Origin of the sequence: Streptomyces caelestis (assembly GCF_014205255.1) — a bacterium.
Lineage (GTDB): Bacteria > Actinomycetota > Actinomycetes > Streptomycetales > Streptomycetaceae > Streptomyces > Streptomyces caelestis.
Map to the genome: position 1 here is coordinate 2,616,495 of NZ_JACHNE010000001.1, position 12,393 is coordinate 2,628,887.

Consider the following 12,393-nt stretch of genomic DNA (forward strand, 5'->3'; position numbering starts at 1 on the left):
GGTCACCAGAAGATCGCGATCGCCTCCAGCGTCACCTCGCGGGTGTCCTCGCGCCAGCCGGTCATCTTGCCGAGGCAGCGGGCCGTGAAGGTGCCGGCCGGGATCGAGCGGCGCGCGTTCCCGGGGGCCACGACGCGCATGTACACCGGGGGCTGCTCCTCGCCGTACTCGGCCCGCAGCTCGAATCCCTCCGCCACGTCCGGCACGCGGGTGAAGACGCCTTTGACCGAGACGAATTCGCCGATGCGGCTCAGGGTCACCGCACGGCCGTCCGCGAGGTTGTCGGCGAGGTTCCGGTTCGGGACGACGGTCAGGGTGGTCAGGTCGGCGTGGACGATGGCGTCGGCCCGGTCGAAGGCCTCCATGACCACGCCGATCACGTTGATCGGTTTGTCCTTGCGCACGAACTTGCGGAACGTCTCCTGGCTGACGTCCCGCTTCAGCCGGAACCGGAACAGCCACGACAGCACCCGGCTCCAGGCGCCGACACTCGTGTCGACCTTCGTCCGCAGCTCGACGGCCTCCTCCAGCGCGGACCGGTAGTTGCCGAGCTCGTACAGGTCCATCACCGCCTGCTCGTCCAGGTACAGGCAGATGCTGTACGCCGACTGCCAGCGCCGCATGTGCCTGCGCCGCTCCCGGGCATGGCGCACGAGGACCACCGCGAGCACCAGCACGCCGGCGGCCGTCACCAGCCAGACCGTCATCCACGGCCACCAAAGGCTCCACCACAGTGCGTCAGTGACAGCCACGGATCTCCTTGAAGGCCTCGGAAAGGGACGAGCCGGCGGCGTCCACCATCCGTCCGCCCGTCCTCGCCGCCGCGCGCCGCAGTTCGCCTGCGTCGGCCTCGCCGAAGTGGACGGGGTAGGTGTGGACGGCGTCGCGCACGGCGGCGGGCAGCGCCTTGTGGCGGCGTACGAACTCCGCATAGGACAGGCCCGCGTTGTTCTCGCCGTCCGTCATCAGGACGAGTGAGAGGGAGCGGTCGGGGTCGGCGGCCAGTTCCCGGGCGGCGGTGCGGTAGCCGTGGTCGAGGGCGGACCACACGGCGGTGGCGTCGCCGTAGCCGCCCCGGGCGACGGTGCCGGCGAGGGCGGCCAGGTCCCTCGGGCCGGTGACGGTGACGGTCTTCTCCTCCAGCACCCGGCGGCCGAACCGGACGACGGTCAGCCGTTCACCCCGGTAGAAGCGGGTGAACTTGCCGGAGGCGGAGGGATCCGCGCCGCTGAGTCCGGCGAAGGCCTCGCGCAGGGCGGCCATCCGGGCGCCGCGCATCGAGCCGGAGAAGTCGAGCAGGAAGACCACCTGGCTCGTGGTGCGGCGGTCGGGGTCGCCGTAGTCCGCCAACAGGGTTTCGACGACGGCGGGACGGTCCGGGTAGAAGAGCGCGTTGCCGACCGGTTCGCGCAGCCGCGGGTCCCGGGTGACTGTCGTGTTCACGGGGCGGCGCAGCGTGTGCCGCATGATCTGCCGCTGCACCGAGTCGCGCCGCAGCCACTGCGTGACCTTGTCGTACGCGGTGCGGTGGGCCGGGTTCAGCAGGAGCAGCGGGAAGTCCGCCAGGACCATGCCGTCTTCGGGGCGCACGACCTCCAGGCGGTCGTCGAGGCGGTCGGTGGCGTTGAGGGCGAGCAGATCGGACTCGTACGTGATGAGGGCGTTGGCCTCGTCCTGGTGATCGACGTAGGAGTCGACGAGGGCGGGGCCGGTGTCGGCGGTGAGGGTCTGGCCGGAGCGGAAGCCGCGCAGCCGGTCGCAGGAGACGTCCTCGGGGCGCAGCGCGGCTCCGGTGCCGGCCGCGGCAGTGGCGACGCCGACGAGGGCGGCGAGCCCGCTGCCGGCGTGCCGGGGATCGGCCATGCCGAAGCGGACGGTGCCCGTGGCGGCGGCGTCCGCGATGTCCGCCCAGGTGAGCCGGGAGCCGGGCACCTGGGCGCGCAGCTTCCGTGCCACGTCCGGCTTCAGGCCGATGACGACGGGGGACGTCATCGTGGGCGTGCGCTGCAGCCCCCGGGTCGCGCTCTTGTCGGTGAGACGCAGATAGCGGTCGGACGACAGCCACGCGAGGTCGTACCTGTCGCGGTCCGGGGTCTTCGTCTCGGCGTCGGCCCGGTGGTCCAGGCGCAGGTCGACACCGGTCTCGTCCTTCAACTCTCCCAGCAGCGGGGCGAGTACGGCGAGGTCGGGACCGGCGAGCACGCGCAGCCGGACCGTGCCGTCGCCGTCGTCGCCCGAGCAGGCGGTGAGCAAGGTGGTGACGAGCGCCAGGCAGAGCGCCAGCAGGCCCGCGCCGCGCCTCACCGGCTGCCCGTCCGGTCCGGGCAGTCTCCGACGACCTCGATCATCTTCTCCAGCAGGGGCAGGCTGGGCAGGACCGCGCGGGTGTCGTCGGAGGAGGTGGTGGGCACCGGGATCTGCCGCTCGGTGAGGAACCGGGTGAGCTCGTCGCTGGTCGCGCCGCTGGTGGCGTTGCGGGCCCGGAAGCCCAGCTCCATGGCGCGGTGCTGGAGTTCGGGGTCCGTGCTGATCAGTTCGCCGAGCCGGGCGCCGTCGCCGGTCAGCGCGACGAGCTGGGGTTCGGTGACGAAGCGTGTGGACGGGTAGAGCAGGACGCGCTCGTCGTCGGTCGTGCCCTTCTCGGCCTGGTGCCCGATCTGGTGGGCGAGGAACTGGTGCTCGTAGATCACCGAGATCGGGGCGATGCTCGGCCCGTCGGGGGACAGATACGTTTCGGCCCGTTCGGAGGACGGCAGTCCTTGCTCGACGAGGAGCGGCTTGATCTTCCGGGCGAGCTGCTCGGCCTCGGCCCCGTTGTCCGGCGCGTCGTTCCCGTGCTCGACGAACGCCACGAGTCCGAGGTAGGTGCCGGCGGAGTTGGACTCGCAGATGTCCGAGGTCTGGGCGAGGATCTTGTTGCCGTTGCGGACGCGGTCCTTGCGGTCGATCTCGTCCCAGCGGTAGCCGCCCTTGGAATCGCGCTGGACCACCCTGTTCTTACCGAGCGTCCTCTTGCCGTGCGCGAGATCGAGGAACTTCCGCATGTCGAGGGTGTAGTACATCGGCCGGCCGCCCGGGCCCGGCAGGCGCGTCGCGACGCCTTCGACCCTGAGCACCTCGGCGTAGTCCCGGTAGGTGGCCAGCACGATGGGGCTGACGAACGGGCGGTACAGCAGCACCGGACGGTTCGCCCGGGCGCGCTCCCGGCTGATCAGGTCGGCGGCCGGCTGGCCGGAGGGGAAGACGACGTCGTACCCCTCGTAGTCCTGCTTGGCGATCTCACGCGAGCCCATGTTGGTGATGTGCACGCGGAAGCCGTGCTTCATGAGCAGCCGCTCGACCACGGGGTCCTGGAAGAAATCCCTCTTCGAGGCCATCTTGGCCTCTATGGTGACCACTTGCCGCAGCGGCAGCAGCAGGTTCCCGGAGGTCACGAGCAGGACCAGACCGATGACCGGGACGGGCAGCGCCGACGCCAGCGCTCTGCGCAGGCGTCGGCGCGGGGGTCTGGTGACGGTTAACCGCGGCTCTTCGGTAGCGGGTCTGTTCGCGGGCACCTGCGCTCCCCCCCCCCCCCCCCCCCCCCCCGTGACACCTGCGTTCTCCCGTGTGGCCGGGCCAGGATCGTCGGTGATGCGGGTGTACCCCGAACGGCCCTTCCGGGAACGTCGGTTGAACACGGGAAGAAGCGCACGGCGAAGGCCGGTGGGGCGCGGCGCACCATGGGCCGGGTTTGAACCGGGTTTCACGGGCTACCCGGTTGGCATGTCCCCTCGATATCGCAACGGTGCGAATCAGGCCGGCACGATCATCGCGGTCGTCGCCGACATCATGGCCCTCATCCTGGGCCTGTGGATTCTGATGTACCTGCTGGACGCGAACCGGGCGAACGACTTCGTCCAGTTCATCCACGACGCGGCCCGCTGGCTGGCGGGTTGGTCCCACGACCTCTTCACGTTCGACGAGGCCTGGGCCCGAGTGGTCGCCGGCTATGGCCTGGCAGCAGTGGTCTACCTGTTCGTGGGCCACGCGATCGCCAATCGCGCACACCGGCACTGATGCCCCAGGGGCGCGGGGAACTGCGCGAGCAACCACCCACAACCCGCGCCCGCCAACCCCCCACAACCACCCGAGCTCCTAGGCGCAGCAGTCCGACTCCAGCCCCAGTGGCAGGCCTTCGCCGCCGAAGACCCGGCACGTGGCCTCATGACCCCCCAGCGCGGCGACGGCCAGCAACAGCGACCCGGCCGTCCAGGTGGTCAGTTCCAGCGGCCAGATCGCCTTGTCCTCGAAGACGTACCCCGTCCAGTACAGCCCGCTCTCCGGATCGCGCAGGTGCTGGATCGACTGGAGGACCTCCAGCGCGCGGTCCGACTCCCCCATCGCCCAGAGGGCCAGCGCCAGTTCGGCGGACTCACCGCCCGTCACCCACGGGTTGGGGACCACGCACCGCACCCCCAGTCCCGGGACGACGAACCGGTCCCAGTCCTCCTCGATGCGGGCCTTGGCCTCCGCACCGGTCAAGGCGCCGCCGAGCACGGGGTAGTACCAGTCCATCGAGTAACGGTTCTTGTCGAGGAACCGCTCGGGATGCCGGCGTATCGCGTGCCGCAGCGCGCCCGCCGCCAGCTCCCAGTCCGGTTGCGCCTCTTCACGCTGCTCGGCGATGGCCAGGGCGCACCGCAGCGCGTGGTGGATGGAGGAACTGCCGGTGAGCAGGGCGTCCGCCGTGTCCGTGCCGTCGTCGTCGCGCCGCCAGCCGATCTGACCGCCCGGCTGCTGCAGGCGCAGCACGAACTCCACCGCCGCGTACACCGCCGGCCACATCCGCTCCAGGAACGTGTCGTCGCCGGTGGAGAGGTAGTGGTGCCAGACGCCGACGGCTATGTAGGCGACGAAGTTGGTCTCCCGGCCCCGGTCGGTGACGTCGGCGAAGTCTCCGTCCGCGTAGGCCGCGTACCAGGAGCCGTCCTCGTTCTGGTGCCGGGCCAGCCACAGGTAGGCCCGTTCGGCGGCCTCGTGTTCACCGGCCGCGTCGAGGGCCATCGCGGCCTCGACGTGGTCCCACGGGTCGAGGTGGTGCCCCCGGAACCAGGGGATCGCGCCGTCCTCGCGCTGTACGGCGAGGATGCCGGCGACGGTCGCGGCGGCCTGACCGGCGGTGAGGACCCCGGGCAGGACCAGGTGTTCCGTCCGGGAAGTCGTCACTGGGCGTCCGCCCCGGTGTCGGAAAGACGCGGCAGGTGCGGCTTGGTCGCGTACGCCACGAAGCTCTTGCCGATCAGTGGGTTCAGCGCCTGCTCCGCGACCCGGGTGGCCAGCGGTTTCTTCATGATGTCCCAGACCAGGAGCTTGTGGTAGGCCCGCACCGGCAGCGCCTTGTCGTTGTCGACGCCGAACGCGCACTTCAGCCACCAGTAGGGGGAGTGCAGGGCGTGGGCGTGGTGGGTGCCGTACGGCTCCAGGCCGGCCTCACGGATCTTCTCGAGCAGCTCGTCCGCCTTGTAGATGCGGATGTGGCCGCCCTCGACCTCGTGGTAGGCGTCGGACAGGGTCCAGCAGACCTTCTCGGGGCCGTAGCGAGGGACGGTGACGGCTATGCGCCCGCCGGGCTTCAGTACGCGCACCATCTCCGCGAGGACGCCCTTGTCGTCCGGGATGTGCTCCATCACCTCGGAGATGATCACGACGTCGAAGGACTCGTCGGGGAAGGGCAGTGCGAGGGCGTCGCCCTCCATGGCCGTGGCGGTGGCGCCCTCGGGGGCCTCGCCCGCCTCCTTCATCGCCGCGAACCACTTGGCGACCTCGCGGATCTCCTCGGCGTTCTGGTCCAGCGCCACGACCTGCGCGCCGCGCCGGTAGCACTCGAACGCGTGCCGGCCGGCACCGCAGCCGAGATCCAGGACTCGGTCGCCCGGGGCGAGCGGGAACCGGGAGAAGTCGACGGTCAGCACGTGGCCCTGCTTTCGGAGTTGACGCCTTCTACATCTGTGGTGGCCGCGGAGACGGCACCTGCGGGAGCCGCGGAACGGCCGGGGGCCAGGGACGCCGGCTGGTCGACGCCCGCCGCGGGGCGGCCGGAGGCCAGGGGCGTCACCGCGGAACGGTCGCCGGGCGCTGCCGAGCGGCCCGCTTCGCCGTCCTGGGCCCTGGCGATCGCCTCGCGGTAGCGCGCCACCGTGCCCTCCGCCGCCCTGGCCCAGGTGAAGTGCCGCAGTACCCGTTCCCGCCCGGCCGTGCCGAGCCGTGCCCGGAGTTCGGCGTCGCCCAGCAGCCGGCCCAGCCCGGCCGCCAGTGCCTCCGAGTCGCCCGGCGGCACCGCCAGGCAGGTCTCCCCGTCCCGGCCGGCGACCTCGGGGATCGCACCGCCGGTCGTGGCGAGCAGGGGCGTCCCGGTCGCCATGGCCTCGGCGGCCGGCAGCGAGAAGCCCTCGTAGAGCGACGGCACGCAGGCGACCTGCGCCGAGCGCACCAGGTCGACGAGTTCCGCGTCGGAGATGCCCTTGACGAACTCGACGGCGCCGTCGAGGCCGTACCGCTGCATGGCCTGGGCGACGGGGCCTTCGGCCGGACGCTTGCCGACGACGACGAGGTGGGCGCCGGGGTGCTCGGTGCGCACCTTGGCGAGCGCCTCGACGAGATGGACGAGGCCCTTCAGCGGCACGTCCGCACTGGACGTCGTCACGATCCGGCCGGGCACGACCGGCACCGAGGGGTCCGGCGAGAACAGGTCGGTGTCGGCGCCGATGTGGACGACGTGGATGCGGTCCTGGCGGACGCCGAGGTGGTCGACGATCTCCTGGCGGGACGTGCCGGAGACGGTGAGCACGGACGGCAGCCGCCGCGCGACGCGCTTCTGCATGCGCGTGAAGGCGTACCAGCGGCGCACCGAGAAGCGCCGCTGTCGGCCCTCGGCCGCGTCAAGCTCCAACTGCCGGTCGACGGTGATGGGGTGGTGGATCGTCGTCACCAGGGGTGCGCCCACGTCTCCCAGCAACCCGTACCCGAGTGTCTGGTTGTCGTGCACGACGTCGAACTCGCCCCGGCGGGCCCGCAGATGGCGGCGGGCACGCAGCGAGAACGTCAGTGGTTCGGGGAAGCCGCCGGTCCACATCGTCGCGACTTCGAGCGCGTCGATCCAGTCCCGGTACTCGTCGCGCTTCGGCGTGCGGAAAGGATCCGGCTGGCGGTAGAGGTCGAGGCTGGGCAGCTCGGTGAGGCTCAGCCCGTCGTAGCCCTCGTCGAGCACGGGATACGGCTGTGCGCCGATGACCTCGACCCGGTGGCCGAGGCGGGCCAGTTCGCGTGACAGGTGCCGGACGTAGACGCCCTGGCCGCCGCAGAACGGGTTCCCTTTATAGGTGAGGAGCGCGATGTCGAGCGGTCGCAAGCCGTCGGCAGCGGGGTCCTCCGGAGCCCCGGCCTCCCTGGCCTCAGCGGTCACTCTGGGCCCCCTTCTCCCTGCTCTGTCCCGCGAGATTACGCCGGGACGCTAATCTAGAACAAGTTCCAGACTTGATCGTTCGGAGGCTCTGAATCTACCGGCAGGTAGGGGCGCTGTGCCCAGTGGATCAGGTGATTCACGCCACGGCCGACACCGTGCCATGCTGTCTGATCACTCGTCCTCACGGACGGTCACGGAACGGGACCGGACCATGCCCGCGGAAGCCAGGTGAGCGCCAAGGTGAACAAGGTGGCCAAGGTGGATGCCAGCGCCCCAGCCCCCGCCTCCCCGCCCCTCACGGAGCGTCAGGAGGCCCGCCGCCGCCGCATCCTGCACGCGAGCGCGCAACTGGCCAGCCGGGGCGGCTTCGACGCCGTGCAGATGCGCGAGGTCGCGGAGTCCTCGCAGGTGGCGCTGGGCACGCTGTACCGCTACTTCCCCTCCAAGATCCACCTGCTGGTCGCCACGATGCAGGATCAGCTGGAGCACATGCACGGCACGCTGCGGAAGAAACCACCGCAGGGCGAGACGGCGGCCGAGCGGGTCGCGGAGACGCTGATGCGGGCCTTCCGCGCCCTCCAGCGCGAACCGCATCTGGCCGATGCGATGGTCCGCGCCCTCACCTTCGCCGACCGCAGTGTGAGTCCGGAGGTCGACCAGGTCTCGCGGCAGACGACGGCGATCATCCTGGACGCGATGGGGCTGGAAAACCCCACCACGGAGCAGCTGTCGGCGGTCCGGGTCATCGAGCACACCTGGCACTCGGCCCTCATCACCTGGCTGTCGGGCCGCGCCTCGATCGCCCAGGTCAAGATCGACATTGAGACGGTGTGCCGCCTGATCGACCTGACGGCGCCGGACACACAGAAGTGACCTACGAGACGGGTTCCCTTCGCCGGCATGGTCCGGATCAGGTTCTGGGGGTCGCCTTCCGCTCGCCTGGCCTCTCAGCCCTGCGACCTTCCGGCCTCTCAGCCCTACCGTCGCAGTCGGCACCGGCGGAAGCCGAGGCTTCCTGCCAAAGTCGGCTACTCCGGTCGGACTCCCTCACTCGTCCCGTAGGCCTGTTTCCAGGTTAGGACTTCTGCCCGCCAAGAAAACCCCCTGTGCGGGATTTTTTACCTAAATGTCCCGAATGGCCCGTATAGCCCTGCTCGAGGCCCCGGTCGCCGCGACGAAACCCCGAGCCGGATGGAACATGAGGGTGTCAAAGTGACTCATCGGGCAGAAGTGACGAAAGGCAACCTCATGCCGAAGTACCTCTTCAAGGTGAAGCTGACCCCGGACGGGCTGAAGGGTCTGCTCAAGGAAGGCGGGAGCGCGCGGCGTGACATCGTCGGTCGCATGGTCGAGGGTCTCGGGGGCCGGATCGAGACGATGTACTGGGCCTTCGGCGACGACGACGTCTACGTCACGGCGGAGCTGCCGGGCAACACCTCCGCCGCGGCCATGAGCATGGTCGTCTCGGCGGTCGGCGGGGTCCGCACGAGCACGGTCGTCCTGCTGTCTGCCGAAGAGGTCGACGAGGCCGTCCGGCAGCAGGTGGACTACCGGGCCCCCGGCACCTGACTCCTCCCGAATCGGCCGCACCATCGCCGCCTGAGGGGCCGCGGGGCAGGCCGCCTCACCGCGTTTGACGGGCCGCGGGGCCGGCCGCCTCACCGCGTTTGACGGGTCCCGGGGCCGGCCGCCCCGCCGCCGCCTGACTGCCCCCGTATCGGGTGCACCGCCGCCGATTGACGGGCCCCGCACAGGCCGCCCTACCCGTACCTGACGGACCCGGGGCCAGCCGCCCCGCCGCCGCTTGGCTGCTCCCGTACAGGCCGCCCCACCCGCACCTGACGGACCCCCGAACCGGCTACCTCACCGCCGCCCGACGGACCCCCGAACCGGCTACCCCACCGCCGCCCGACGGACCCCCGAACCGGCTACCCCACCGCCGCCTGACTGCCCCCGAACCGGCTACCCCACCGCCGCCCGACGGACCCCCGAACCGGCTACCCCACCGCCGCCCGACGGACCCCCGAACCGGCTACCTCACCGCCGCCCGACGGACCCCAGGGCGGCGACTGCCCTACTCCTCCGGTGGGAACACCGGCTCCCCGCTGTCACTCAGGGTGATGGTGATCGCCTCCACCGGACAGCTCTCCGCCGCCCCCAGCACCCGCTCGTTCGCGTCCGTGTCCGGGGCGACCGGATGGGACTGTCGGGCGGAGTCCAGGCGGAAGCCGTCCGGGGCGTGGTGGAGGCACTGGGCGGAGCCGACGCACAGGGAGCGGTCGACCTCGATGTGCCAGCGGTCGCCCATCGCTACGCGTCCGCCGCCGGCAGGTGGATCATCTTGTGCTCCAGGTACTCGCCGTATCCCTCCGGCCCGAACTCCCGCCCCAGGCCCGAGTTCTTGTAGCCGCCGAAGGGGCCCAGCATGTCCAGGCTGAAGGTGTTGACTGAGTACGTGCCGGTACGGACCTGGCGGGCGATCTCGATGCCGTGCTCGACGTCCGCCGTCCACACGCTGCCACTCAGGCCGTAGTCGGAGTCGTTGGCGATCCTCACGGCGTCGGACTCGTCGTCGTAGGGCAGCAGGCAGATCACCGGGCCGAAGATCTCCTCGCGGGCGATGCGCATGGAGTTGTCGACGTCGCCGAAGAGGGTCGGCTCGACGTACCAGCCGCGGTCGAGGCCGGCCGGGCGTCCGCCGCCGGTCAGGATCTTCGCGCCCTCCTCCTGGCCGATGCGTATGTAGTCGAGGTTGCGCCGCTGCTGCCGCCTCGCCACCAGCGGGCCGACCTGCGTGGCGGGGTCCAGCGGGTCGCCGACCGTCAGCGCGCCCGCCGCCGCGGCGAGGGCGTCGGCGAACTCGTCGTAGCGGGAGCGCGGGAGGAGGATGCGGGTCTGGGCGACGCAGGCCTGCCCGTTGTTCATCCAGGCCGCGGAGGCGATGCCCGCCACGGCCGCCTCGACGTCCGCGTCGGGCAGGACGACGGCCGCCGACTTGCCGCCCAGTTCGAGCGTGACGCGCGTGAGGTTGCGGGCCGCCACCTCCATCACGCGTTTTCCGGCCGCGACCGACCCGGTGAAGGACACCTTGTCGATGCCGGGGTGCCCGACCAGGTACTCGCTCACCTCACGGTCCGCGGGCAGGATCGACAGCACGCCCTCCGGCAGCCCGGCCTCCCGCGTGATCTCGCCGAGCAGGTACGCGTCCAGCGGTGACTCGGGCGAGGGTTTGAGCACGGCCGTGCAGCCGGTGAGCAGCGCGGGGGCGAGCTTGGCGGCGGCGACGAACTGCGGGACGTTCCAGGGGACGACGGCGGCGACCACCCCGACGGGCTCGCGCCGGACGAGGATGCGGCCGAGCACGCCGTCGCGCCGCTCCTCGTACGTGAAGTTCCGCGCGACGGTGATCGCCGAGTCCCAGACCATCACCGCGCCGAGGGCCTGGGCGAGGACGCTCCAGGAGTACGGCGAGCCGTTCTGGGCGGAGATCACGCGGGCGATCTCGTCGTGCCGGGCGGCGATCCCGTCCTTGATCCTGCTCACGACCTCGATCCGCTCGTCGAGGCTCATGCGCGGCCAGGGGCCCTCGTCGAAGGCCCGCCGGGCCACCCCCACGGCCCGGTCCACATCCGCCGTCGAGGCGTGTGGCACGCGTCCGATGACCTCTTCCGTGTGCGGCGAGATCACCTCGATGACGTCCTCGCCCAGGGGGTCGGTCAACTCCCCGCCGACGAACAGCTGTCCGTGTTCCACGAGCTCGGTCATGGCCGACTGCCTTCACATCTGACGGTGTTTCAGGAACTGATACCAGTTCTCGTTATAGTGGGCAATGGCCGTGGAACGGAGGGCGGATGAAGAGCAGCCAGGACCGCGAGCCCGCACCGGCGGTGTACGACCACGGCGGAGGCGTCAGGTCCGTCCGGGTGCCCATCCCGGACAACCCCCTCGGCCATACGCTGGTGTACGTCGTCGACACCGACCGGGGCCCGGTGCTGATCGACACCGGCTGGGACGACCCGGCGTCCTGGGACACCCTCGCGTCCGGCCTCACGGCCTGCGGCACCTCGGTCGCCGAGATCCACGGCGTGGTCGTCACCCACCACCACCCGGACCACCACGGCCTGTCCGGCCGGGTCCGGGAGGCCTCGGGCGCGTGGATCGCGATGCACGCGGCGGACACCGCGGTCGTACGGCGGACCCGCGAGGCCCGTCCCGAGCACTGGTTCTCGTACATGACGGCCAAGCTCGCGGCCGCCGGCGCGCCTCAGGAGCACCTCGCCCCGTTGCGCGCGGCCCGGCCCCGCGCCCTGCCCGGCCTCTCCCCCGCCCTACCCGACCGTGACATCGCCCCCGGCGAACTCCTCGACCTGCCCGGCCGCCGCCTGCGCGCGATCTGGACCCCGGGGCACACGCCGGGCCACGTCTGCCTCCACCTGGAGGAGACCCATCCCGCCCAACTCCCCGGTCACGGCCGCCTGTTCTCCGGCGACCACCTGCTTCCCGAGATCACCCCGCACATCGGCCTCTACGAGGACCCCGACGACACCACGGTCACCGACCCCCTGGGCGACTACCTCGACTCCCTCGAACGCGTGGGCCGCCTCGGCCCCGCCGAGGTGCTCCCGGCCCACCAGCACCCGTTCCCCGGCGCCGCCGCCCGCGTGCGCGACCTGCTCGCCCACCACGAGACCCGCCTCACGGACCTGCTGACCCTCCTCGCCGAGCCGCTCACCCCCTGGCAGCTCGCGGAACGCATGGAGTGGAACCGCCCCTGGGCCGACATCCCCCACGGCTCCCGCACCATCGCCGTCTCGGAGGCCGAGTCCCATCTGCGCCGCCTGGTCAAGCTCGGCCGGGCGGAGGCGGTGCCGGGGAGCGAGCCGGTGACGTACGTGGCGGTGCAATGAGGTGGCAAATCCGGCGGAGGACAGGCCGCCGGGGTGCTACGC

Annotated in this window: 12 protein-coding genes; 4 read left to right on the plus strand and 8 right to left on the minus strand. The window is 71.3% G+C overall.

Features of this window, described 5'->3' with window-relative positions:
* Positions 1–2 precede the first annotated feature (2 nt).
* The 3 genes from HDA41_RS11805 to HDA41_RS11815 are packed head-to-tail and all read right to left on the minus strand — an operon-like array spanning position 3 to position 3,557.
* Positions 3–752, minus strand: coding sequence for a hypothetical protein (locus tag HDA41_RS11805; RefSeq protein ID WP_184983234.1), 750 nt, complete (start codon positions 750–752; stop codon positions 3–5).
* On the minus strand, positions 739–2,304 hold the full coding sequence (locus tag HDA41_RS11810) for a vWA domain-containing protein (RefSeq protein ID WP_184983236.1): 1,566 nt from the start codon (positions 2,302–2,304) through the stop codon (positions 739–741). Before HDA41_RS11810 ends, HDA41_RS11805 begins: the two co-directional genes overlap by 14 nt.
* Positions 2,301–3,557 carry a hypothetical protein gene (locus HDA41_RS11815; protein ID WP_230299382.1) on the minus strand — a complete coding sequence of 419 codons (1,257 nt, stop codon included), beginning with the start codon at positions 3,555–3,557 and terminating at the stop codon, positions 2,301–2,303. The genes HDA41_RS11810 and HDA41_RS11815 overlap by 4 nt, the downstream gene beginning before the upstream one ends.
* Before the next feature lie 208 nt (positions 3,558–3,765).
* On the opposite strand from HDA41_RS11815, the gene HDA41_RS11820 reads away from it, so the two are divergent.
* Positions 3,766–4,059, plus strand: a complete 294-nt coding sequence (locus HDA41_RS11820) for a hypothetical protein (protein WP_059416357.1) — start codon at positions 3,766–3,768, stop codon at positions 4,057–4,059.
* A gap of 78 nt (positions 4,060–4,137) precedes the next feature.
* Here the strand turns inward: HDA41_RS11820 and HDA41_RS11825 are convergent, their stop codons facing one another.
* Genes HDA41_RS11825 through HDA41_RS11835 form a run of 3 tightly spaced genes read right to left on the minus strand, consistent with a single transcriptional unit; the run spans position 4,138 to position 7,444 of the window.
* A complete protein-coding gene (locus HDA41_RS11825) occupies positions 4,138–5,208 on the minus strand; it encodes a prenyltransferase/squalene oxidase repeat-containing protein (protein ID WP_184983238.1) in 1,071 nt (356 codons plus the stop codon).
* Positions 5,205–5,954, minus strand: a complete 750-nt coding sequence (locus tag HDA41_RS11830; protein ID WP_184983240.1) for a class I SAM-dependent methyltransferase — start codon at positions 5,952–5,954, stop codon at positions 5,205–5,207. The genes HDA41_RS11825 and HDA41_RS11830 overlap by 4 nt, the downstream gene beginning before the upstream one ends.
* The gene (locus tag HDA41_RS11835) at positions 5,948–7,444 is read right to left on the minus strand and encodes a glycosyltransferase family 4 protein (RefSeq protein WP_184983242.1); all 1,497 of its coding nucleotides are present in this window, start codon (positions 7,442–7,444) and stop codon (positions 5,948–5,950) included. Before HDA41_RS11835 ends, HDA41_RS11830 begins: the two co-directional genes overlap by 7 nt.
* A 228-nt stretch (positions 7,445–7,672) precedes the next feature.
* On the opposite strand from HDA41_RS11835, the gene HDA41_RS11840 reads away from it, so the two are divergent.
* Together HDA41_RS11840 and HDA41_RS11845 are read left to right on the plus strand one after the other, a co-directional pair.
* Positions 7,673–8,317 (plus strand): TetR family transcriptional regulator, encoded by a 645-nt coding sequence (locus HDA41_RS11840; RefSeq protein ID WP_184983244.1) that lies wholly within the window; start codon positions 7,673–7,675, stop codon positions 8,315–8,317.
* 375 nt (positions 8,318–8,692) lie between these two features.
* Positions 8,693–9,013, plus strand: a complete 321-nt coding sequence (locus HDA41_RS11845; RefSeq protein WP_184983246.1) for a GYD domain-containing protein — start codon at positions 8,693–8,695, stop codon at positions 9,011–9,013.
* Between the two features lie 505 nt (positions 9,014–9,518).
* On the opposite strand, the gene HDA41_RS11850 is transcribed toward HDA41_RS11845, so the two are convergent.
* Both HDA41_RS11850 and HDA41_RS11855 read right to left on the minus strand, forming a co-directional pair.
* A complete protein-coding gene (locus tag HDA41_RS11850) occupies positions 9,519–9,752 on the minus strand; it encodes a ferredoxin (RefSeq protein ID WP_184983248.1) in 234 nt (77 codons plus the stop codon).
* A gap of 2 nt (positions 9,753–9,754) precedes the next feature.
* Positions 9,755–11,209: an aldehyde dehydrogenase gene (locus HDA41_RS11855; protein WP_184983249.1), complete on the minus strand. Its 1,455-nt coding sequence runs from the start codon at positions 11,207–11,209 to the stop codon at positions 9,755–9,757.
* Positions 11,210–11,295: 86 nt separating this feature from the next.
* Between HDA41_RS11855 and HDA41_RS11860 the strand changes: the two genes are divergently transcribed.
* Positions 11,296–12,351: a Strvi_7410 family MBL fold metallo-hydrolase gene (locus tag HDA41_RS11860; RefSeq protein ID WP_184983250.1), complete on the plus strand. Its 1,056-nt coding sequence runs from the start codon at positions 11,296–11,298 to the stop codon at positions 12,349–12,351.
* Positions 12,352–12,393: the final 42 nt, after the last annotated feature.